The 19,596-nt window shown below is 56.6% G+C and carries 20 protein-coding genes; 7 read left to right on the top strand and 13 right to left on the bottom strand.

Annotated elements, in window-relative coordinates; all coding sequences use genetic code 11:
• Positions 1–90: 90 nt before the first annotated feature.
• Positions 91–2,811, bottom strand: a complete 2,721-nt coding sequence (gene acnA / locus ACQY5R_RS08780) for an aconitate hydratase AcnA (RefSeq protein WP_428607096.1) — start codon at positions 2,809–2,811, stop codon at positions 91–93.
• Between the two features lie 201 nt (positions 2,812–3,012).
• On the opposite strand from acnA, the gene ACQY5R_RS08775 reads away from it, so the two are divergent.
• The 3 genes from ACQY5R_RS08775 to ACQY5R_RS08765 are packed head-to-tail and all read left to right on the top strand — an operon-like array spanning position 3,013 to position 5,459.
• The gene (locus ACQY5R_RS08775; RefSeq protein WP_428607094.1) at positions 3,013–3,486 is read left to right on the top strand and encodes an ATP-dependent zinc protease family protein; all 474 of its coding nucleotides are present in this window, start codon (positions 3,013–3,015) and stop codon (positions 3,484–3,486) included.
• A 20-nt stretch (positions 3,487–3,506) separates the two neighbouring features.
• Positions 3,507–4,412 (top strand): 30S ribosomal protein S6--L-glutamate ligase, encoded by a 906-nt coding sequence (gene rimK, locus ACQY5R_RS08770; RefSeq protein ID WP_428607092.1) that lies wholly within the window; start codon positions 3,507–3,509, stop codon positions 4,410–4,412.
• Between the two features lie 3 nt (positions 4,413–4,415).
• Positions 4,416–5,459, top strand: a complete 1,044-nt coding sequence (locus ACQY5R_RS08765) for a succinylglutamate desuccinylase/aspartoacylase family protein (protein ID WP_428607089.1) — start codon at positions 4,416–4,418, stop codon at positions 5,457–5,459.
• Between the two features lie 241 nt (positions 5,460–5,700).
• On the opposite strand, the gene ACQY5R_RS08760 is transcribed toward ACQY5R_RS08765, so the two are convergent.
• The 5 genes from ACQY5R_RS08760 to gap form a co-directional block, all read right to left on the bottom strand.
• Entirely contained in the window at positions 5,701–7,104 is a 1,404-nt protein-coding gene (locus tag ACQY5R_RS08760; RefSeq protein WP_428607086.1) for an NAD(P)(+) transhydrogenase (Re/Si-specific) subunit beta, read from the bottom strand.
• 15 nt (positions 7,105–7,119) lie between these two features.
• Complete coding sequence (locus ACQY5R_RS08755; RefSeq protein WP_428607084.1) at positions 7,120–7,404, bottom strand: proton-translocating transhydrogenase family protein; 285 nt, start codon at positions 7,402–7,404, stop codon at positions 7,120–7,122.
• Positions 7,405–7,542: 138 nt separating this feature from the next.
• Complete coding sequence (locus tag ACQY5R_RS08750) at positions 7,543–8,643, bottom strand: Re/Si-specific NAD(P)(+) transhydrogenase subunit alpha (protein ID WP_428607082.1); 1,101 nt, start codon at positions 8,641–8,643, stop codon at positions 7,543–7,545.
• Positions 8,644–8,969: 326 nt separating this feature from the next.
• A complete protein-coding gene (gene ppsR, locus ACQY5R_RS08745; RefSeq protein ID WP_428607080.1) occupies positions 8,970–9,785 on the bottom strand; it encodes a posphoenolpyruvate synthetase regulatory kinase/phosphorylase PpsR in 816 nt (271 codons plus the stop codon).
• Between the two features lie 16 nt (positions 9,786–9,801).
• On the bottom strand, positions 9,802–10,842 hold the full coding sequence (gene gap / locus ACQY5R_RS08740; RefSeq protein WP_428607078.1) for a type I glyceraldehyde-3-phosphate dehydrogenase: 1,041 nt from the start codon (positions 10,840–10,842) through the stop codon (positions 9,802–9,804).
• A gap of 133 nt (positions 10,843–10,975) precedes the next feature.
• On the opposite strand from gap, the gene ACQY5R_RS08735 reads away from it, so the two are divergent.
• Positions 10,976–11,731, top strand: coding sequence for a class I SAM-dependent methyltransferase (locus tag ACQY5R_RS08735; RefSeq protein ID WP_428607076.1), 756 nt, complete (start codon positions 10,976–10,978; stop codon positions 11,729–11,731).
• 27 nt (positions 11,732–11,758) lie between these two features.
• On the opposite strand, the gene rhlE is transcribed toward ACQY5R_RS08735, so the two are convergent.
• Positions 11,759–13,198 carry an ATP-dependent RNA helicase RhlE gene (gene rhlE / locus ACQY5R_RS08730; RefSeq protein WP_428607073.1) on the bottom strand — a complete coding sequence of 480 codons (1,440 nt, stop codon included), beginning with the start codon at positions 13,196–13,198 and terminating at the stop codon, positions 11,759–11,761.
• Positions 13,199–13,551: 353 nt separating this feature from the next.
• Between rhlE and ACQY5R_RS08725 the strand changes: the two genes are divergently transcribed.
• From ACQY5R_RS08725 to ACQY5R_RS08715, 3 genes are read left to right on the top strand one after another with little or no spacing between them, the layout of a single operon-like run.
• Positions 13,552–14,133: a cytochrome b gene (locus ACQY5R_RS08725; RefSeq protein WP_428607070.1), complete on the top strand. Its 582-nt coding sequence runs from the start codon at positions 13,552–13,554 to the stop codon at positions 14,131–14,133.
• The gene (locus ACQY5R_RS08720) at positions 14,130–14,696 is read left to right on the top strand and encodes a YceI family protein (RefSeq protein WP_428607067.1); all 567 of its coding nucleotides are present in this window, start codon (positions 14,130–14,132) and stop codon (positions 14,694–14,696) included. The genes ACQY5R_RS08725 and ACQY5R_RS08720 overlap by 4 nt, the downstream gene beginning before the upstream one ends.
• Positions 14,693–15,430, top strand: coding sequence for a YceI family protein (locus tag ACQY5R_RS08715; protein WP_428607065.1), 738 nt, complete (start codon positions 14,693–14,695; stop codon positions 15,428–15,430). The genes ACQY5R_RS08720 and ACQY5R_RS08715 overlap by 4 nt, the downstream gene beginning before the upstream one ends.
• Before the next feature lie 90 nt (positions 15,431–15,520).
• Here the strand turns inward: ACQY5R_RS08715 and ACQY5R_RS08710 are convergent, their stop codons facing one another.
• Genes ACQY5R_RS08710 through ACQY5R_RS08685 form a run of 6 tightly spaced genes read right to left on the bottom strand, consistent with a single transcriptional unit; the run spans position 15,521 to position 19,577 of the window.
• Complete coding sequence (locus tag ACQY5R_RS08710; protein WP_428607062.1) at positions 15,521–16,375, bottom strand: oxidoreductase; 855 nt, start codon at positions 16,373–16,375, stop codon at positions 15,521–15,523.
• Between the two features lie 35 nt (positions 16,376–16,410).
• On the bottom strand, positions 16,411–16,587 hold the full coding sequence (locus ACQY5R_RS08705; RefSeq protein WP_428607059.1) for a hypothetical protein: 177 nt from the start codon (positions 16,585–16,587) through the stop codon (positions 16,411–16,413).
• Complete coding sequence (locus ACQY5R_RS08700) at positions 16,580–17,170, bottom strand: electron transport complex protein RnfA (protein WP_428607056.1); 591 nt, start codon at positions 17,168–17,170, stop codon at positions 16,580–16,582. Before ACQY5R_RS08700 ends, ACQY5R_RS08705 begins: the two co-directional genes overlap by 8 nt.
• Positions 17,160–17,822 (bottom strand): electron transport complex subunit RsxE, encoded by a 663-nt coding sequence (gene rsxE / locus ACQY5R_RS08695; RefSeq protein ID WP_428607053.1) that lies wholly within the window; start codon positions 17,820–17,822, stop codon positions 17,160–17,162. The genes ACQY5R_RS08700 and rsxE overlap by 11 nt, the downstream gene beginning before the upstream one ends.
• A gap of 10 nt (positions 17,823–17,832) precedes the next feature.
• Positions 17,833–18,522 (bottom strand): FMN-binding protein, encoded by a 690-nt coding sequence (locus ACQY5R_RS08690; RefSeq protein ID WP_428607051.1) that lies wholly within the window; start codon positions 18,520–18,522, stop codon positions 17,833–17,835.
• Positions 18,519–19,577, bottom strand: coding sequence for an RnfABCDGE type electron transport complex subunit D (locus ACQY5R_RS08685; RefSeq protein WP_428607049.1), 1,059 nt, complete (start codon positions 19,575–19,577; stop codon positions 18,519–18,521). Before ACQY5R_RS08685 ends, ACQY5R_RS08690 begins: the two co-directional genes overlap by 4 nt.
• Positions 19,578–19,596: the final 19 nt, after the last annotated feature.

Here is a 19,596-nt window from a genome sequence, read left to right as displayed (position 1 = left end):
CGAGAAAAGAGATATTCTGCGGCGATCGCCCTGCACGGCGACAGAACGCCACGCCGGGCAACGGCTTGGCGTCCTGTCCCAAATCGACGGCTATTCCGGTCTCTTCGCCAGCCGCCTCAAGACAAAATGCAGGATTCCACCGTTTTTGTAATAGGCAAACTCGTTAGGTGTATCGATACGAATAGTTGCCCGGAACGAAGTGGTTTCACCCTTCGCGTTCTTAACCGATACATCTACCGTTTCCAGGCCGAGGGTAATCGCGGGCACGGTGTAGAACTCGCTCCCATCCAAACCCAACGACTGCGCCGACTCACCCGGCAAAAACTGCAGCGGCAAAATCCCCATACCGATCAGATTGGAACGATGAATACGCTCGTAGCTCTCGGCAATTACCGCCCGCACCCCCAACAGTGCCGGCCCTTTTGCCGCCCAGTCGCGGGACGATCCGGTACCGTACTCCTTACCGGCCAGTACGATCAGCGGCGTCGCGCTCTCCCGATAGTGTTCGGCGGCGTCAAAGATAGAGACGACGCTGTGTGACGGAAAATGGGTTGTCCAACTCCCTTCCGTTCCCGGCGCCAGCTGATTTTTCAGGCGAATATTGGCAAAGGTGCCGCGCACCATCACCTCATGATTGCCACGCCGTGATCCATACGAGTTGAAATCCTGTGGCGCTATCTGATGCGCTTTCAGATATTGTCCTGCCGGACTTTCAATGGCGATGGTACCCGCCGGAGAGATATGATCGGTCGTGGTGGAATCACCCACCTTGACCAGACAACGTGCTTCTTCTATCGCTTTGACTCCGATCTCCTGGCTGGCGATATCCTGGAAGAATGTGGGTTGCCGCACATAGGTCGAATCGGGCCAGGCGTAACGCTCGCTTGCCTCGATCGGCAATTGGTTCCAGGTTTCGTTGCCGCTGTAGACATCCCGGTATTTGCTTTTGAACATCTCGGCATCCAGGGTCAATTCGATGAGCCGCTGTACTTCACCGTTGTCCGGCCAGAGGTCTGACAGGGTCACCGGCTTGCCCTCCTTGTCCAACCCAATGGGATCGTGATAGAGATCGATCCCCATATTGCCTGCCAGGGCATAGGCCACCACCAGGGGTGGCGAGGCGAGATAATTGGCGCGCACATCCTGATGAATGCGTCCTTCGAAGTTGCGGTTGCCGGAGAGCACCGAGGTGACCAGCAAATGGCCGCGTGCAATCGCCCGGCTAATCTCATCGGCCAACGGACCGGAGTTTCCGATACAGGTGGTACAGCCGTAACCCACCAGATAAAAACCGAGGGCTTCCAGATCTTCCAGCAGGCCGGTGCGCTGCAGGTAATCCGTCACCACCTTTGAGCCAGGTGCCAAACTGGTCTTGACCCAGGGTTTGCTCTTAAGACCGAGCTGCCGCGCCCGACGCGCCAACAGACCGGCAGCAACCAGTACCGCCGGATTGGAGGTATTGGTACAACTGGTAATGGCGGCGATGACGACGGCTCCATGCTCCAGGCTGAAAGCTTCCCCCTTATAGCTGACTTCGATGGCTCCTGGTTCATCCGGCGGATGCCCCCCCTCCTCATCAAAATCGCTGGCACTCGCGCTCTCGACCTGTTGTTGGCGGTATGTGGACAGCAACCGGGTAAAGGCCTCTTTTGATTCGGTTAACGGGATACGATCCTGTGGCCGTTTTGGTCCGGCGATGGAGGGCACTACCGTCGTCAGATCCAGCGTCAACAGGGCGCTGTATTCCGCTTGCGGCGTCTTGGCATCGTGCCATAAGCCAAGTCGACGCATGTACGCCTCCACCAACTGCAGCGTATGTTCATCCCGACCCGTCAGCCGGAGATAACGCAAGGTCTCCCTATCCACCGGGAAGATACCGCAGGTAGCGCCATACTCCGGCGCCATGTTGGCAATAGTCGCGCGATCGGCCAGGCTCAGGCTCTCCATACCCGGTCCGAAAAATTCCACGAACTTGCCGACCACGCCATGCTGGCGCAACCGTTCGGTAATCGTCAGCACCAGATCGGTGGCGGTGGCCCCTTCGGCCAGCCTGCCAAGCAGACGGAATCCGACCACCTGGGGCACCAACATGGTGATCGGCTGGCCCAGCATGGCAGCCTCCGCCTCTATCCCGCCTACACCCCAGCCCAGTACGCCCAGTCCGTTGATCATGGTGGTGTGGGAATCGGTACCGACCAAGGTATCCGGATAGGCCAGATGCTGGCCTGCCTCTTCTCGGGTAAACACACCACGGGCCAGATACTCCAGGTTAACCTGATGCACAATACCGGTGCCGGGCGGTACCACACGAAAATTCTCGAACGCGGTCTGGCCCCAACGGAGGAACTTGTAGCGTTCCAGGTTACGTTCAATCTCAACGGCGGTATTCTGATTGAGTGCTTGCGCCGTACCGTAATGATCCACCATCACTGAATGGTCGATCACCAGTTCGACCGGTGACAGCGGATTGATGCGCGAGGCGGAGCCGCCCAATTCAACGATGGCATCCCGCATGGCCGCCAAATCGACAATGGCCGGAACCCCGGTAAAATCCTGCAGCAACACCCGGGAGGGGACGAAGGCGATCTCCTGGGTGGGCTCAGCCTTTGGATTCCAGTTGGCAAGAAACTCGATATCGTCATCCGTCACATAAATTTCTTCGCCATGCCGCAGCAAATTCTCCAGCAGTATGCGCAACGAATAAGGGAGCCGCTCGATGGCATACTTTTCCTGCAGGGAGTCGAATGGATAGATGGTGTAGTCTGTTTGCCCGACAGTCAGCGTCGCTGCCTGTGTGTACGAGGTACTCATAACCCTAAGTCTCCCGCTGGTGCTGTTGAATGGCTGCCGTACAGGCAGCAAGAGGTTATACCGGAGAATCGATCGGTGCTGCCCTACAGTTTAGCAGTTGCGCAGAATATGCCGGGCCGAGCGCATCCGATACGGATAAGCGGTGAACGCCAAACATTTTTCTCTCGGGCCCGGACACGCCAGATGCTAAGATAGGTGAAGATGCAAACAACCAAAGAAAAACCGGCAACATCTGTGCATACTCTGCTGACCCTGGGCTGGAGAGAGTGGCTCGCCCTGCCGGAATTGGGTATCCCGCTGATCAAGGCCAAGGTGGACACGGGCGCCCGTACCTCCGCATTACACGCCTTTTTTATCGACCCCTATCGGGAACGGGGCCGGGACCGGGTGCGTTTCGGCGTGCACCCGCACCAGAAGGATCGCGAGACGGCAATCATCTGCACGGCGGATCTGCTCGATCAACGCATGGTGACTGATTCAGGCGGTCACAGGGAGAGTCGCTTCGTGATCGAAACCGAAGTGCTGATCGGTGAACAGTGCAAACGGATTGAACTGACACTGACCGACCGCGATACCATGTTGTTTCGCATGCTACTGGGCCGTACGGCCTTACGCGGGGACTTTTTGGTTGATGCCGCCCGCTCCTATCAGGCCGGCCAACCCAACCCCAATTAGAATAATCAGGAAATCACCGAATGAAGATTGCCATACTGTCACGCAATGCCAAGCTCTACTCCACTACGCGACTGGTGGAAGCGGCCAAAGCGCGCGGACACCAGGTGCGGGTAGTTGACCCATTGCGTTGCTACATGAACATCACTTCGCACCGCCCCTCGATCCATTACAAGGGCGATACCCTGGATGATTTCGATGCCGTCATCCCTAGAATCGGCGCCTCGATCACCTTTTATGGCACGGCGGTGCTACGCCAATTTGAAATGATGGGTGTCTATCCACTGAATGAATCGGTTGCCATTACCCGGGCCCGGGATAAACTGCGCTCGGCACAGTTGCTGGCGCGCAAGGGAATCGGCCTGCCGGTAACCGGCTTTGCCCATTCGCCCGATGATATCAATGACCTGATGACGCAGGTCGGCGGTGCGCCGGTGGTGATCAAACTGCTGGAAGGTACCCAGGGTATTGGTGTGGTACTGGCGGAAACCCACAAGGCGGCGGAGAGCGTGATCCAGGCCTTCATGGGTCTCAAGGCCAACATCATGGTGCAGGAGTTCATCGGTGAATCAAAGGGTTCCGACCTGCGCTGCCTGGTAATCGGTGACAAGGTGGTGGCATCGATGAAACGCCAGGCACGGGAAGGCGAGTTTCGCTCGAACCTGCATCGCGGCGGCTCCGCTTCACTCGTTCGTATCACCCCCGAAGAGCGTTCAACCGCGGTACGCGCCGCCCGGGTCATGGGGCTGAATGTCTGCGGCGTGGATCTGTTGCGTTCCAATCATGGCCCTGTGGTCATGGAGGTAAACTCTTCACCGGGCCTGGAGGGTATCGAACATGCCACCAATAAAGATATCGCCAACATCATCATCGAATTTATTGAAAAGAATGGTCGCCCGAACCGCACAAAAACCCGAGGCAAGGGATGAACCATGAGCACACCACTGCGTATCGGCCGCAACGAGGTGTTACCCGGGCAGAATCTGACGATCGACCTGCCCATTGCCCAACTCTACACCCATACCCCGATGACCATGCCGGTACACGTCATCCGCGGTCGTCGGGCCGGTCCCAGGCTGTTCGTCTGCGCCGCCATTCATGGCGATGAAATCAATGGCGTGGAGATCATCCGGCGCCTGCTTAGTCTGCCGTTGCTGAAAAAACTGCGTGGCGACCTGATCGCGGTACCCATTGTCAATGTCCCCGGCTTCCTGCACCGCTCCCGCTACCTTCCGGACCGGCGCGATCTGAACCGCTCTTTCCCCGGCTCGGATAAGGGTTCTCTGGCCGGCCGGGTCGCCCACCTGTTCCTCAACGAAATTGTCGCCCAGTGTACCCACGGTATCGATCTGCACACCGCCGCCATCGATCGGGCCAATATGCCCCAGGTGCGAGCCAATCTGGATGATCCGGTGGCCGCCGCCATGGCGGAAGCGTTTCGCACCCCGGTCACGCTCAATGCCGACCTGCGGGACGGTTCGGTACGCCAATCCGGCGCCAACCTGGGGGTACCCATGGTGGTTTATGAGTGCGGTGAAGCGCTACGCTTCGATGAGCACTCAATCCGTATTGGCTTACGCGGCATTGTGCGGGTCATGCGTCATCTGAAAATGTTGCCCGCGTCCAGTCGCCACAGTACCCGGCAAGCATCCGTAATCACCCATACCAGCGCCTGGGTGCGCGCCTCACAGAGCGGTATCCTGCGCACCATCGCACCGCTCGGTGCCACCGTGGACAAGAATGAAGTGCTCGGTTATATCAGCGATCCATTTGGTGAACGGGAAGCCCAGGTCATCTCACCCTGGCGCGGCATTGTTATCGGCCGTACCACCCTGCCCCTCGCCTATCAGGGGGAGGCATTGTTTCATATTGCCCGTCTGGGCCGGGATGAGATGGAGTTGCTGGAGGACGCCATGCACGAAGAGGACCCGCTGCCCTCCATTCCCTATCTGCAGGATGAGCCGATAATTGTGTAGTGGCGATTTCGGAGAGTGAAGGCTCGGGGGCCTACCCCTACCCTCGGTTCCTTTTCAAGCAGTCGTAGGACGAGTATGTCTTCTGTGCCCACGCGAACGTGGTGGCACAAGATGACCGAAACAGAACAACACGTAGGGGCAGCCCCCCGTGGCTGCCCTTCTCCAACGGTGTACAGGTTGGGATAATACGCCCCGTGATTTACTTTGAGTGCTTTGCGACCTTCTCGGTTGAAACGGGTTTTCAGTGTCCCCCGTCCTTGAGCGCACCGGCCAACCCCTCACACACCGCCTTGGCATCACCAAATATAAGTGAGCAATTATCCTGGTAATAGAGCAGGTTATCGACACCGGCATAGCCGGGGTTCATGGAACGCTTGATGACGTAGATCTGTTTTGCCTTGGACACATCGAGGATCGGCATACCGTGAATCGGGCTGCTGGGATCGGTCTTGGCCGCCGGGTTGGTGACATCATTGGCACCTACGACCAACGCCACGTCGGCGGTGGGGAACTCCGGATTGATCTCATCCATCTCCAACACATGATCGTAGGGAATATCCGCCTCGGCCAGCAGCACATTCATGTGTCCCGGCATACGCCCGGCGACAGGATGGATGGCAAACTTCACTTCGACGCCGCGCTCGATCAACAATTCCATGAACTCCTTGAGGGCGTGCTGGGCCTGGGCCACCGCCATGCCATATCCGGGGATAATGATCACTTTGTTGGCATCTTCCATCCAGTAGATGGCATCTTCAACCGCAGCGGATTTGACACCCTTCTCTATTGCAACCGCCGCTGCACTGGATGCGCCGCCGGAAGAGTCACTGCCAAACCCACCGAATACCACATTGATAATGGAACGGTTCATCGCCCGGCACATGATGTAAGAGAGGATGGCGCCGGAGAAACCAACCAGTGCGCCGACGATAATCAGCAAGTTGTTCTGCAAGGTAAAACCGGTGGCCGCCGCCGCCCAGCCGGAGTAGCTGTTGAGCATAGAAATAATCACCGGCATATCGGCACCGCCGATGGGGATGATCAGGGTGAAACCCAGCACAAAAGAGAGTAGTGTCATCAACGCCAGCGAAGCCACACTCTCGGTCAAACCGAAGTGCACACCGAAGGCCACAATAACCAAACCCAGGACGGCATTCAGCAAGTGTTGCCCCTTAAAGACCACCGGCTTGCCACTGATGATGCCCTGTAATTTGCCGAAAGCGATCACCGACCCACTGAAGGTGATGGCACCGATCACGATGCCCACGGCCAGCTCGGTCATCAAAACTGTGTTAAGCGTACCGGCAGCCGCTCGATTGATATAGGTCCCGATCGCGACCAGCACAGCCGCCATACCGACGAAACTGTGCAATGCGGCTACCAGTTGCGGCATGGCGGTCATTTTTACCTTCGATGCCAAGATGGCGCCGATCACTGCACCGGCCGCGACACCGGCAACGATAAACCCATACGACTGCACCTCGGCACCCAGCAGTGTGGCCACAACAGCCAGCGCCATGCCGGCCATACCGTAGTAGTTCCCACGACGCGCCGTAGCCGGGTGTGTCAGGCCCTTGAGGGCAAAGATAAAAAGAATGGCGGAGACCAGATACGCGACGGCCTGGTAATTGGCTGAAATCTGCATTGTCAATGGGCTCCCTTATTTCTTCTTTTTGAACATCGCAAGCATGCGATTGGTCACCAAAAAACCACCGAACACATTGATCGAGGCCAGCAGTACGGCAAAGAAACCCATAATCTCCGCCAGGGTGCCCGCCTCTTCAAGACCGGTGACCAGAAGCGCTCCCACAATAATGATGCCGGAGATGGCATTGGTCAGTGCCACCAGGGGTGTATGCAGAGACGGGGTTACGCCCCAGATAACGTAATATCCAATAAAGCACGCAAGCACAAAGACGTAGAGTGCTACCAATGTATCAGGCATCTAACTGCCCTCCTGTAAAATTCAATCTCGTCACCCGAGCGGGCAGCGCCGCCAAACCGTATTCCGCCCATTGCGTCTGTGACACGGATCGACTGCACGGCTCACTCAGGGTTTGATATCCCAATGACAAATTATCCACTAAGCGGATTCAGGCCTGACCCAGGCCGCCTGGGTAATTTCGTCCTGTTCGAAATCATTCAGTACCGGCGTACCCGCTTCCACCTTGACCATAATATCGAGCAGATTGGCGATATTTTTGGCGTAGAAGGCGCTGGCGTCAGACGGCATCATGGATGGATAGTTGGTGTGGCCCACCAGGATCACCCCTTCCTTGGTAACGACCTGGTCTTTCTCCGTCAGCGGACAATTACCACCGGTTTCGGCAGCCAGGTCGACGATCACCGACCCCTCACGCATCCGTTTCACCACCTCTTCCGTCACCAGAACGGGGGCAGGACGACAAGGGATCAGTGCCGTGGTGATCAGAATATGCGCCTTGCTTAATTCATCGGCCAGCAGTTGCTGCTGTTTCGCCTTCGCCTCATCCGAAAGCTCTTTGGCGTAGCCGCCTTCACCGGAACCACTCTCACCGATATCCAGGTCGATCGGCTTGGCGCCCAATGAAAGGATCTGCTCCCGTGTTTCGGGACGAACATCGTAGGCGTACACATCGGCACCCAGGCGACGCGCCGTCGCAATCGCCTGCAAACCGGCCACGCCCACTCCCAATACCACCACCCGCGCCGGTTTGGCGGATCCGGCGGAGGTCATCATTAGCGGGAAAAAGCGCCCAAAGCAGCTAGCCGCCTCAATCACGGCACGATAGCCGGAAATATTGCTCTGGGAAGAGAGCGCATCCATCGACTGAGCTCGGGAGATACGCGGTACCCGCTCCAGCGCGATAGGCCGGATATTTTTTTCAAACAGGGCAGCTAAGGTGCCGTCATCTTCACAGGTCTCGATAAAGCCGACCAAGACCGCGCCTTCTGCCATCATGGCGATTTCATCCAGACTCGGCTTTCGCACTTTCAACACAATATCGGCCGCCAGTGCAGCGGCCCGTTCGACCAGGGTGGCACCCACCTGCTCGTATTCCGCATCGGTAAAGTGGGCACCTTCTCCGGCGCCTTTTTCAAGCAACACGGAAAAACCCTTGGCAACTAGTTTTTTAACTACATCAGGCGTGGAAGCGACCCGCTTCTCCCCGCGCAGCGTTTCTCTCGGAACCCCAATCTTCATATTATTCAGCTTTCAGAAAAAACCCACAAAAAGGGCTAATTTATTAATAAAAACAGACCATTATGTTTTTTAAAAGTACGGCATACAAGCGGGAAATCTTATGGAATGCCAAAGAATTTTTTATTTACTACCCCAACCCATCGCAACCTGTAACGAAACCGCCAAACCAGCTGCACTAAGGCTGAGTGTAGTGGTTTTTTTAAAGCCTTTCAGGGATTTTCATCAATGACCATCTGGCACAGTAGCGCAGCGACTAACCCAGGTTCACTCGCAAAAAAACTGTAGCAACGAAACTGCCGTACAAAGATGGCGGTATTTGCCCATGTTCAGCGCGAGCGTATCGCCTTGGCAATTCGCGACGAAACCTCCTCGATCGAGTGGGTGGTAGTATCGAGCACCCAAACATTGTGTTTCTTAAACATGGTCAACGCCTGCTTGACTTCCGAGGCACACCGTTTTAACGAAGCATACTCGCTCCCCGGCCGCCGCTCTTCCCTGATACGATTGAGGCGTGGCGGGTCAATGGTCAACGCCACCAGTTTATCTTTGTGTTTAAGCAGGTTATCCGGGATTCTGTTCTGCTCAAAATCATCCGGCGTCAGGGGATAGTTGGCCGCCTTGATACCGAAATGCATCGCCAGGTAGAGGCAGGTGGGAGTCTTGCCGGAGCGGGAAACCCCGATCAGGATCACATCCGCCTGATCGTATTTGTCCAGTCGTGCCCCATCGTCGTTCACCATGGCGAAGTTGATAATATCCATCCGGTCTTCGTAACTGTCACCGTTGAGCATGCCGTGACTCAGACCGGTTTTGCCGGAGGGATTGACCCCGAGTTCCCTGCTTAACGGTGCGATGAAGGTATCGAACAACTCGATATAGAGGCAGTTGGAACGTTTTAGAATGACGCGAATTTCATACTCCACCATGGTGGCAAACACAATGGGACGCGCACCGTCCTTCTTCGTCACCATGTCGAACTGCTTGGTCAGCTTTTTCGCCTTCTCCACCGTATTCACGAACGGCATATAGACCGTTTTGAACTCAATCGTCTGCTCAAACTGGGAGATCAAACTGTGCCCCAGCGTTTCCGCTGTAATGCCGGTGCTTTCCGAGACGTAATATATCGTGCGCTGTTGAGTCATCTGCTATTCCGTAGGATTAAACGTTCAAACGTACGTGATCCACTCTGGACGGTGCCATGGCGAGGGTCGTGTCCAGCATGCGATTGGCAAATCCCCACTCATTGTCGAACCAGGTCACCACCTTGGCAAAATGGTGATTGCAGACTTGGGTCTGATTGCTGTCCACAATGGATGAGCGGGAATCATGGTTAAAGTCGCAGGAGACCAACAGCTCTTCGATATAGCCAAACAGCCGTCCCGCCTGTTTTTCACTAAGTGCTTTGAGCACACTGTTCAAATCTGCACGCGTGGCCGGCGTTTCCAGCTCCACCGACAGGTCCATCATCGAAACGTTAATCGTGGGGACACGTATCGCCTGGGCATGCACACGATTCTTCAATTCAGGCAAAATCCTCACCACGCCTTTCGCTAATCCCGTCTCGACAGGAATAATCGACTGCAGTGCGGAACGAGTCTTACGCAGATCCGTATCGTAGGCATCGATCACCGGTTGATCATGCATGGCGGAGTGAATCGTGGTGATCAACGCGCACTCGATACCAAAACTCTCTTGCAAGGCATGCAACACCGGAATAATCGCATTGGTCGTACACGAGGCATTGGAGACGATGGTATCCGTCGGTTTCAGTAGATGATCATTCACACCGTAAACGATGGTGGCGTCCACGTCCTGTTCCGCCGGATGGGAAAACAGTACTTTCGCAGCACCGGCACGGATATGGCGCTCGGCATCCTGACGGGTCTTGAATACGCCGCTACACTCCAGCACCAAATCCACTCCCAGGGCACGCCAGGGCAAGGCCTCCGGGTCGGCTTCCGAGAGCAGAGCGATCGGGTCACCGTCAATCAGCAGATGGCTTTCATCCCGTTCCACGGTTCCAGGGAATCGTCCATGCGTGGTATCGTATTTGGTCAGGTGGGTCACCACATTGAGATCGGCCAACTCATTGATGGCAACAATATCTATATGGCTGCGGAAATGGGGCGATTCATATAACGCACGCAGGATGCAACGGCCAATACGTCCATAACCATTGATGGCGACTTTTAGTTTCATGTACCCGAATGCTCGAATTTAGGGTTGGCCGATCGATGCAGACCGCTGGCGATAGCTCAAGAAGCGCCGATTTTCCCATATTCGGAGACCATTTCCCAGCCGAATCCGGCAACCAGACAGCGTGGTATTCAGCATGCATCATCACTTCAAGGATCACTTTTCCAACGATTCTACCGCCTACTCGCAATACCGACCGGGCTACCCGGCCGCATTGTTCGAATTTCTCGCCCGTTCATGCCGGTCCCGAGAGACCGCGTGGGATTGTGCCACCGGCAGCGGCCAGGCAGCCCTGCAATTGGCTGAAAGGTTTAACCGGGTCATCGCCACCGATGCCAGCGATAGCCAAATTGCGGCAGCGGCACGCCACGAGCGCATCGATTATCGGGTGGCGGCAGCGGAGCAAAGTGGTCTGGCTAACGCCTCCATCGATCTGGTTACGGTGGCCCAGGCGCTGCACTGGTTCAATCTGGCGGCGTTTTTTAGCGAGGTGAAACGGGTACTCAAACCCGACGGGATCATCGCGGTATGGAGCTACAATCTGCTACGCATCGATCCGCAGATCGATCCGATTATTGACGATCTATACCAACATGTTCTGCATGGCTTTTGGCCGGCTGAGCGGACTCGGGTTGAACGGGGTTATGCTGATCTCCCCTTCCCCTTCGAAGCCGTCGCGTCCATCCCCCCATTTTCGATGACCGCCCAATGGGATCTACCCCGCCTGGCTGGTTATCTGGGCACTTGGTCGGCGGTACAGCGGATGATTCAGGAGACGGGTGAAAACCCGGTTGAGCGGATCTACCCCAACCTATTGCGACAATGGGGAGACCCCACCCGGCAACGGCCGGTGAGCTGGCCGCTGAGCATCAGGGTCGGTAACAACGCCTGATGCCCAGCAAGACAGGCTGATGCTAACTTAGCCGCCCAGGAGGGAGGCGCGCTGACGGCGGCTCTGTGATGAGCGCCGATTGCCGTTCGGTGTCGAGGGAGACGACTGATTTCTGGCTGCTGCCGGTCGTTGGGGCCGGTTGGCTTTGACCCTGGCGGCTTGATCACCACTCTTCGAGGCAGCCGGTTCGACGCGCTCACGACGGGCTCGCTTCTCTTGATTCGGCGGCGTTTTCTGACCACCACCATTGCGCGAACGCGGAGCAGACTGCCTGCCGCGGTTCCGATCGGCACCGTTGCGACCGTTTTTGATCGGCTCCGCCTTGATGCTGGGATCCGGCTCATAGCCCGACAGCACTTCACGCGGCAGATCGCGATTCAACACCCGCTCAATATCCCGCAGCAAACGGTGCTCATCGACACAGACCAGCGAAATTGCTTCGCCCTCGTTCCCGGCGCGGCCGGTACGACCGATACGGTGTACGTAATCTTCCGGCACGTTAGGTAACTCAAAGTTGACGACATGGGGTAGTTGATCGATATCCAAACCGCGGGCGGCGATATCGGTCGCCACCAAGACACGTATATCGCCCTGTTTAAAACCGGCCAGGGCACGGGTACGGGCTCCTTGACTCTTGTTGCCGTGGATCGCCGCGGCGCTCAGGCCATCCTTTTCCAGCTGTTGTGCTAACCGGTTGGCACCATGCTTGGTACGGGTAAAGACCAGCACCTGTCGCCAGTTGCGCGAACCGATCAGGAATGACAACAACTCCCGCTTACGCTCACGGTCCACCGGGTAGACCCGTTGCTCGACCGTTTCCGCGGCAGTATTTCTCCGTGCGACTTCAATCAGCACCGGCGCGTTCAGCAGTTTATCGGCAAGGGTCTTGATCTCATTGGAATAGGTAGCGGAGAACAACAGGTTCTGCCGGTTGGCCGGCAACATCGCCAGCACTTTGCGGATATCGTGGATGAATCCCATATCCAGCATGCGATCCGCCTCATCCAACACCAGAATCTCCACATGCGAGAGATCCAGGGTCTTTTGTTGGGCATGATCGAGCAGGCGTCCCGGCGTCGCCACCAGGATGTCTACGCCGTGGCGCAGCTTTTCAATCTGGGGATTGATCTTGACCCCTCCGAATACCACCGTGGATTTCAGCGGCAAATGCCTGCCGTAGGTCTCCACACTCTCAGCGACCTGGGCAGCCAGTTCGCGGGTGGGTGTCAGTACCAGGGCGCGAATGGGGCGACGCCCCTTCCCTTGGCAGTGCTGGCTCAGCAACTGCAACAACGGCAGGGTAAAACCGGCTGTTTTTCCGGTCCCCGTCTGGGCACCGGCAAGAATATCTTTTCCCTCTAATACAACGGGGATGGCTTGACGCTGTACAGGCGTCGGTTCCGTGTAACCCTGTTCTGAGACAGCACGGAGTAGTTCGGCGGAAAGGCCGAGTGAATCAAACGACATACGAATAAATGCTCCTGAATGCCTACCCTTTGTGGGGCCAGCCTAGGCAAAACTTGTGATTAGCTATTGGATCGAGGTGTTCCTGAAGGGGTGATACCGCGATGTTGGCGACACAGACCGGGTGTACCGACCTGGCGCATTGTAGAGGTTTGCCTGAAAAATACAAGAAAAACCGGTAGTTATTTATCTTCTTGATATACAGGAGCCATCCTATCCGGAAGATTGTCTCCGTCGATGATTATCAGCACGGCATGTATAGGCGCCAAGGAAATCCGCATCCGTTTGATTTGACCAACCGGAACAATAAGCCACACTTGTAGGTCGTAACCGTATTTGGGGAGTGACTGGCTTTCATGGCGCCGACACAACATCAAACCCGCTGGGCGTTGGATATACTGCTTCTTCACTGGGGTATGGCATTGCTGATTGTCGGCATGATGGTGGTCGGCTGGATAGCCCGAACACTCCCCCTCTCCCCGCTCAAGATCGAACTCTTTTTCTGGCACAAATCCTTTGGTGTCGCCCTGCTGGCGCTAACACTATTGCGCCTGGCACGACGTCTGCGACATCCACATCCCGGTTGGCCTGTGGCCATGCCGCGTTGGGAGCGACGGGCAGCGCGTGCGGTACACGGCCTCCTCTACACACTGATGTTCGTCACCCCACTCAGTGGCTGGGTGATCAACTCCGCCGCCAAGTTTCCATTCAAGGTGTTTGGGGTCTGGACCCTGCCGGCGATCGTCGCGGCGGACAAATCGATACAGCATCTGGCGGAACAGGTGCATATGGGATGTTTTATACTGTTTTTTTCGACACTGTTGTTACACATCGCGGCGGCACTGCGACATCACTTTATCCTGCACGATACGGTGCTCCGCCGTATGCTACCCGAAGGTTTCACCACCATGACTCAGAATAAGAACCTCGACACATGACCAATTCATGGATTATCGCTATCGCTGCCGTGTTCACCCTCTCCAGTGCTGTTGCCGGCACCACACAGTGGGAGGTGGACAAGGTGCAGAGCCAAATCCTCTTTGCCGGCACCTTTGAGGGAGCCACATTCGAAGGACGATTTACCGAATACTCCGCTTTGCTGCAGTTTGATCCAGACAATCTTGCCGCCAGCCGCTTCGATGTCCACATCCAGGTCGACAGTGCCGACACCGGCAGCGGCGACCTCAACGACGGCATGTTGCTGCCGGAGTGGTTTGATGCAAAACAGTATCCACAAGCCACTTTCGTCAGCACAGAGATCCAGCAGCGCGGGGAAGATCACTATCTCGCTATCGGCAAGCTGAGCCTCAAGGGGGTAACGCGCGAGGTGGCACTCCCCTATACCTGGAGCATGAGTGGAAACCGCGCCACGATTACCGGAAAGGCCACATTCAACCGCGCTGATTTCGCCATCGGTGAAGGTGAATGGTCAGACGGCTCCATTGTCGGCCTGCCGGTAACGGTATCCACCCGACTGATTTTAACGCGAGCCAACCCATGACCTGCGCGCAGTTATTTCGGCCGACCGCCAGTTGCCTGTTCGTGGCACTGCTCATGAGCGGTTGCGCCCGCCCACCGGAGCGACCCACCCCCGCCGCACAAAAACCGTCCGTTTCCGCCCTGCCGGAAGCGTGTAAGATGCCGCTTATAAGAGAGAATGAACAGCTACTCCGCTTCGACACTACCGCTTCCCACTTGCATATCCTGGCCTATCGGGGCGGCCGTCTGGCGCGCTTCGGGCACAATCATCTCATCAATGCTAAGTCGATGGAGGGTTATGTACGAATCGCCCCCTCGCCAGAGAAATCAGAATTTACCTTATGCCTGCCTGTCGCCGCACTGGAAGTGGATAATCCCCAGTTACGCGCCCAGGCCGGCGAGCAATTTGCCACCCCACTCGACGCGTCAGCGATCGCCGGCACCCGCCACAACATGTTGAGCCCGCAGCTGCTGGATGCCGACCGATACCCCTTTATCGTCGTACAGGGAGCGATCATCGCGCGCTCTGCGGATAGCACGCTTCTGCCACTCACCCTCACACTACGCGGACAGCAAAAAAACCTGTCATACCCAAGCCGCATTGTGGTACAGGCACGACAGGTCTCAGCCACCGGCGAGCTGACACTGCGGCAGAGCGATCTGGGATTGGAGCCGTTTTCAGCACTGTTCGGTGCCCTACTTGTTCAGGATGAATTGACCATCCGTTACACCTTGGTGGCGAAAGAGGCGTTATAGGGGGTGTAGATCACCCCGGTGGGCGGCATCGGCACGAATAAAAAAACCGGCAACAACGGCCGGTTTTCTCGCCAACAACCGGCGGCTGGCTTAACTGTACAGCAGTTGCGACCAGCGCCCCTGCTGGACCATCTGCGCCTTCAGCGCTTCCCAGTTTTCGCTCGATCCGGCGATCTCGCTGAATACCCGATCCATGACCTGCTGAACTTTCGATAGACCCGCCACACAGACATAGGTGTTCGGCTGTTGCATCAGCGACCACGCCTCCTCCACATGCCTGTCCAGGGCTTGCTCCAGTACCTCTGTATCACTCATCAGCGGGCGATTGGCGAGGGCGTTGTAGGCCATGAACGTCTCTTCATCGAAATACTCTTTCAGATCACTGTTGTGGTCATTCATATAGAGCATATCCACACCGGTCCGGGCGCCATAGAATAACCGCACTTGCCCTTTCCAGCGCCCCTGTTGCCGGTAGAGATGCTGGATGAATGCGCGGAACGGGGCTATACCGGTACCGACGCCTATCATCACCAGATTGGCCTGGTTGTCGACGGGTACATTAAAGGGACTTTTGTAGGGGCCTGTAACGGAGATCTTTTGGCCGACCTTGGCATCACACAGGAAGTTGGAGGCAACGCCCGGGTAGCGTTCGCCGTTTACCGGGTCGATATAGAAGCAACGCCGCACCAGAATGGAAAACTCGATGCTGTCATCGTTCGAGGTGATACGATCGTTGGCAATCGAGTAACGCCGCATATGGTACTTATTGCCGAATGCGTGGGGACCCGGCACCACCACACCGATCGACTGGCCTTCGTGATAGCGGAACGAGGGTTCGTCGACGCGTAGTACGATATGCCGCACCTCATCCGTCGATTCGGGTGTGATGCGTCGGCTCTCGATTACCTCGGCCACCACCGCCGGTCCCAATTCAGTTTCACTCATCCTCTTCTCCGTATACTTATATTTTTTGGCGGGTACTATTTTTTACAACGCGAACCGCCACTGCAGGAGCAGTTGCCGCCACATCCCCGTTTCTCCTGATAGGGGCCGAACTCCGGGTGACGACGGGCGAACTCACGCGCCATCTGCTGCACCATGATCCAGCCTACCAGGACCCCCATGATGACCGCGCTGGCCAATAGTACCTTAAGCATGGGAACCACCCAATCCGGCAAAACCCATAAACGCCAAAGAGAGCAGACCGGCCAGCATCAACCCCATCGCCGCCCCTTGGCTGACGTTGGGCAGTTTAGCCAGTTCCAGCTTTTCACGCAGACCTGCCATCAGCATCAGGGCGATGGTAAAACCGACACCGGCCCCGCTGCTGAACGCCAACGACTGGAAGAAATCGTACTCGCGAAAGGTCTGAAACAGCGCCAGCCCGAGAATCGCACAGTTGGTGGTGATCAGCGGCAGGAAGATACCCAACGCCCGGAACAGCGCCGGACTGAACTTCTTCACCGTCATCTCCACCAGCTGCACGGCAGAGGCAATCACCGCGATGTAGCAGATCAGACGCAGAAATTCGATATCGAATTTCACTAGCACCCAGTTGATGCCGTAGGCGGAGATAGAACTCACCAGCATTACGAACATGGTCGCCAGCCCCATGTTCCAGGCCGTCTCTTTCTTCGCCGAGACACCCAGAAAGGGACAAAGCCCCAGGAACAGCGCCAATACAAAGTTATTGATCAGCGCGGCATTGAGAAAAATGAATGTGAGTGAATTAGGATCCATTGGCTACGACCCCCTCGGCGGCGAGCAGCTTCTGCTCCTTACGCTGTTTCAGATAGTCAAATAGCAGCAACCAGGCACCCAGTACGAAGAAACCGCCCGGCGGGAGGATCATCACCACCCAGGGTTCAAAGTGGCTGCTGAAGATCTGCACCCCGAGAATGGTACCGGCACCGAGCAGTTCGCGCACCGTGCCGAGACAAAGCAGCGCGATGGTAAAACCGGTGCCCATGCCGATCGCATTGACGATGGAAGCACCCACCTTCTGCTTCGAGGCATACGCCTCGGCCCGTCCCAGAATCACGCAGTTCACCACGATGAGCTGAATAAAGGCGCCGAGGGCGTTATAGAGATCCAGACTGATCGCCTGGATCACGTAGTCCACAATGGTCACAAAGGTGGCGATAATGATGATGTAGGTGGCGATACGCACCTGTTTGGGAATCAGCTTGCGCAGCAGGGAGACCAGGGTACTGGAGGCGACCAGCACAAACAGCGTCGCCAGCCCCATAGCGATGGCGTTCAGGGTGGAATTGGTCACCGCCAGCACCGGGCAAAGACCGAGCAGCATGACGAATACCGGGTTCTCTTCCCAGAGCCCCCGCATGAAGGTGTCCAGGGTCACCTGTTCTTGTTGATTGGGTAGTACCGACATATTCTCTACCTCAGTTTTCCTGTCCGGCGCGCAGTTCATCCAGATGTTGGATAATCAACGGGAACATACGTTGTCCACTGGCATTGATCATGCGACCGATCGCCTTGGAGGAGATGGTCGCCCCCGAAATGGCATCAATCTCCCACTGCTCCCGCTTAGTGCCGTGCTTGACGGTGACAATGGCGTTTTGCAGCGCACCCTTTTGTTCATCCAGGCGGCCATCCAACGCTTTAAAGTTCTTAAGGAATTCCGGGTCGCTGGCGATCTTGTCACCCAACCCCGGCGTTTCAGCCATTTTCAGCACCTTGATACCAGTGACGCACTGACAGTCCTGGTTGTAACCGTAGAGGATACGGATCACATCCTGATAGCCGGTGGCCGCTGCCTCCAGGGCGATACCCTGCAGTTCACCCCGGGCATTATAGGCGGCGTAAACCTTTTCACCCTTAGCTTGTGGTGCGTCCGATGCAAACAACCCGTCAGGCCCAAGTATGAAGTCCTTCTTGCTGACCACACCCGGTATCACTTGGGAGATCGCTTTTTCAATCGCGATGCGTTTATTCTCCTCGATCAGAGGCAAGGTCCACTGATAAACCAACACCACCAGCAGACCGGAGAGCATGGCGACACCGCCCAGGGTGCGCAGCATGGCCAAACTGGGGGTCTGGGGTTGGGCCTGAACCTGTTCCGTACTGCTCATGATTCAGCCCCCTTTTTGTTGGCGCCATAGATACGCGGCTGGGTCACGGCAGCGATCAGGGGAGAGAGCGCATTGGCTACCAAAATCGCATACATCACCCCTTCGGTAAGACCACCGAACAGTCTGATCAGAACGGTCAAAAGACCGATAACGCCACCATAGATCCACACGCCGCGCGGCGTCATGGGCGAGACCACCATATCGGTCGCCATGAACATGGCACCGAGCATCAACCCGCCCGACAGGATCATGAACAGCGGCGAGGGATAAATTTCCGGATTCATCAGATGGAGCGGACCGGATACCAGGGTGGCCGCAAGAAAGATAGCCGCGGGGATACGCCAATCCATCATCTTTCTAAAGGCCAGGTAGAGTCCGCAGACGAAGATCAGCAGGGCCGAGGTCTCCCCCACTGAACCGGCCGCGCTGCCGGCCAACAGGTCCAGCGTACCGGTCGTGACATGTTCAAACTTCTGCAGTGCCAGTGGTGTGGCGCCGGTAAAGCCATCCACGGCATGGGCTTTGACCCAGTCGACGGTATCCACCGGTGACATGAAAGGGAGCGCCAGACTGGAGGGAATAAATTCCATAAAGCGCCCCGCCGCAAAACCCGGCGTCCAGGTAGTGATGGCCACCGGAAAAGCGGCCTGCACGAAGGCCCGCCCCACCAGGGCCGGATTCATTACGTTATAGCCCAAACCGCCAAACAGGGATTTACCCAGTCCGATGGCGATAAAACCGGCCACCGCCGCCATCCACAACGGAAAGCCGGGCGGCAGGGTCAGGGCCAACAGCAAGCCGGTGATGATGACACTGAAATCCCCGACACTGTTGGGCCGCCCCGAAAGCCGGCAAAACAGCGACTCGGTCAAGATGCAGGTCAGGGTGGTAAACAGGATCAGTACCAACGCACTGAGTCCGAACTGATAGACCGACCAGCCACACACCGGCAACAGGGCATACACCACATTGCGCATGATCTGCTCAACAGAGATAGCCTTCTTCAGATGAGGGGAAGTACGGATCTCAACAACTTTTTTCTGCTTTCTACTCATGCTCTACTCTGCGTGGGCT

This window comes from Sedimenticola sp., from assembly GCF_050289425.1.
Classification (GTDB): domain Bacteria; phylum Pseudomonadota; class Gammaproteobacteria; order Chromatiales; family Chromatiaceae; genus Sedimenticola.
Note: the sequence above shows the minus strand (reverse complement) of the source record. Positions and strands in the feature narration are given on the sequence as shown.

Bases quoted from the DNA above. Each gene is read 5' to 3' on its own strand.
- acnA (WP_428607096.1), bottom strand. From the start codon at position 2,811: ATGAGTACCTCGTACACACAGGCAGCGACGCTGACTGTCGGGCAAACA.
- ACQY5R_RS08775 (WP_428607094.1), top strand. From the start codon at position 3,013: ATGCAAACAACCAAAGAAAAACCGGCAACATCTGTGCATACTCTGCTG.
- rimK (WP_428607092.1), top strand. From the start codon at position 3,507: ATGAAGATTGCCATACTGTCACGCAATGCCAAGCTCTACTCCACTACG.
- ACQY5R_RS08765 (WP_428607089.1), top strand. From the start codon at position 4,416: ATGAGCACACCACTGCGTATCGGCCGCAACGAGGTGTTACCCGGGCAG.
- ACQY5R_RS08760 (WP_428607086.1), bottom strand. From the start codon at position 7,104: ATGCAGATTTCAGCCAATTACCAGGCCGTCGCGTATCTGGTCTCCGCC.
- ACQY5R_RS08755 (WP_428607084.1), bottom strand. From the start codon at position 7,404: ATGCCTGATACATTGGTAGCACTCTACGTCTTTGTGCTTGCGTGCTTT.
- ACQY5R_RS08750 (WP_428607082.1), bottom strand. From the start codon at position 8,643: ATGAAGATTGGGGTTCCGAGAGAAACGCTGCGCGGGGAGAAGCGGGTC.
- ppsR (WP_428607080.1), bottom strand. From the start codon at position 9,785: ATGACTCAACAGCGCACGATATATTACGTCTCGGAAAGCACCGGCATT.
- gap (WP_428607078.1), bottom strand. From the start codon at position 10,842: ATGAAACTAAAAGTCGCCATCAATGGTTATGGACGTATTGGCCGTTGC.
- ACQY5R_RS08735 (WP_428607076.1), top strand. From the start codon at position 10,976: ATGCATCATCACTTCAAGGATCACTTTTCCAACGATTCTACCGCCTAC.
- rhlE (WP_428607073.1), bottom strand. From the start codon at position 13,198: ATGTCGTTTGATTCACTCGGCCTTTCCGCCGAACTACTCCGTGCTGTC.
- ACQY5R_RS08725 (WP_428607070.1), top strand. From the start codon at position 13,552: ATGGCGCCGACACAACATCAAACCCGCTGGGCGTTGGATATACTGCTT.
- ACQY5R_RS08720 (WP_428607067.1), top strand. From the start codon at position 14,130: ATGACCAATTCATGGATTATCGCTATCGCTGCCGTGTTCACCCTCTCC.
- ACQY5R_RS08715 (WP_428607065.1), top strand. From the start codon at position 14,693: ATGACCTGCGCGCAGTTATTTCGGCCGACCGCCAGTTGCCTGTTCGTG.
- ACQY5R_RS08710 (WP_428607062.1), bottom strand. From the start codon at position 16,375: ATGAGTGAAACTGAATTGGGACCGGCGGTGGTGGCCGAGGTAATCGAG.
- ACQY5R_RS08705 (WP_428607059.1), bottom strand. From the start codon at position 16,587: ATGCTTAAGGTACTATTGGCCAGCGCGGTCATCATGGGGGTCCTGGTA.
- ACQY5R_RS08700 (WP_428607056.1), bottom strand. From the start codon at position 17,170: ATGGATCCTAATTCACTCACATTCATTTTTCTCAATGCCGCGCTGATC.
- rsxE (WP_428607053.1), bottom strand. From the start codon at position 17,822: ATGTCGGTACTACCCAATCAACAAGAACAGGTGACCCTGGACACCTTC.
- ACQY5R_RS08690 (WP_428607051.1), bottom strand. From the start codon at position 18,522: ATGAGCAGTACGGAACAGGTTCAGGCCCAACCCCAGACCCCCAGTTTG.
- ACQY5R_RS08685 (WP_428607049.1), bottom strand. From the start codon at position 19,577: ATGAGTAGAAAGCAGAAAAAAGTTGTTGAGATCCGTACTTCCCCTCAT.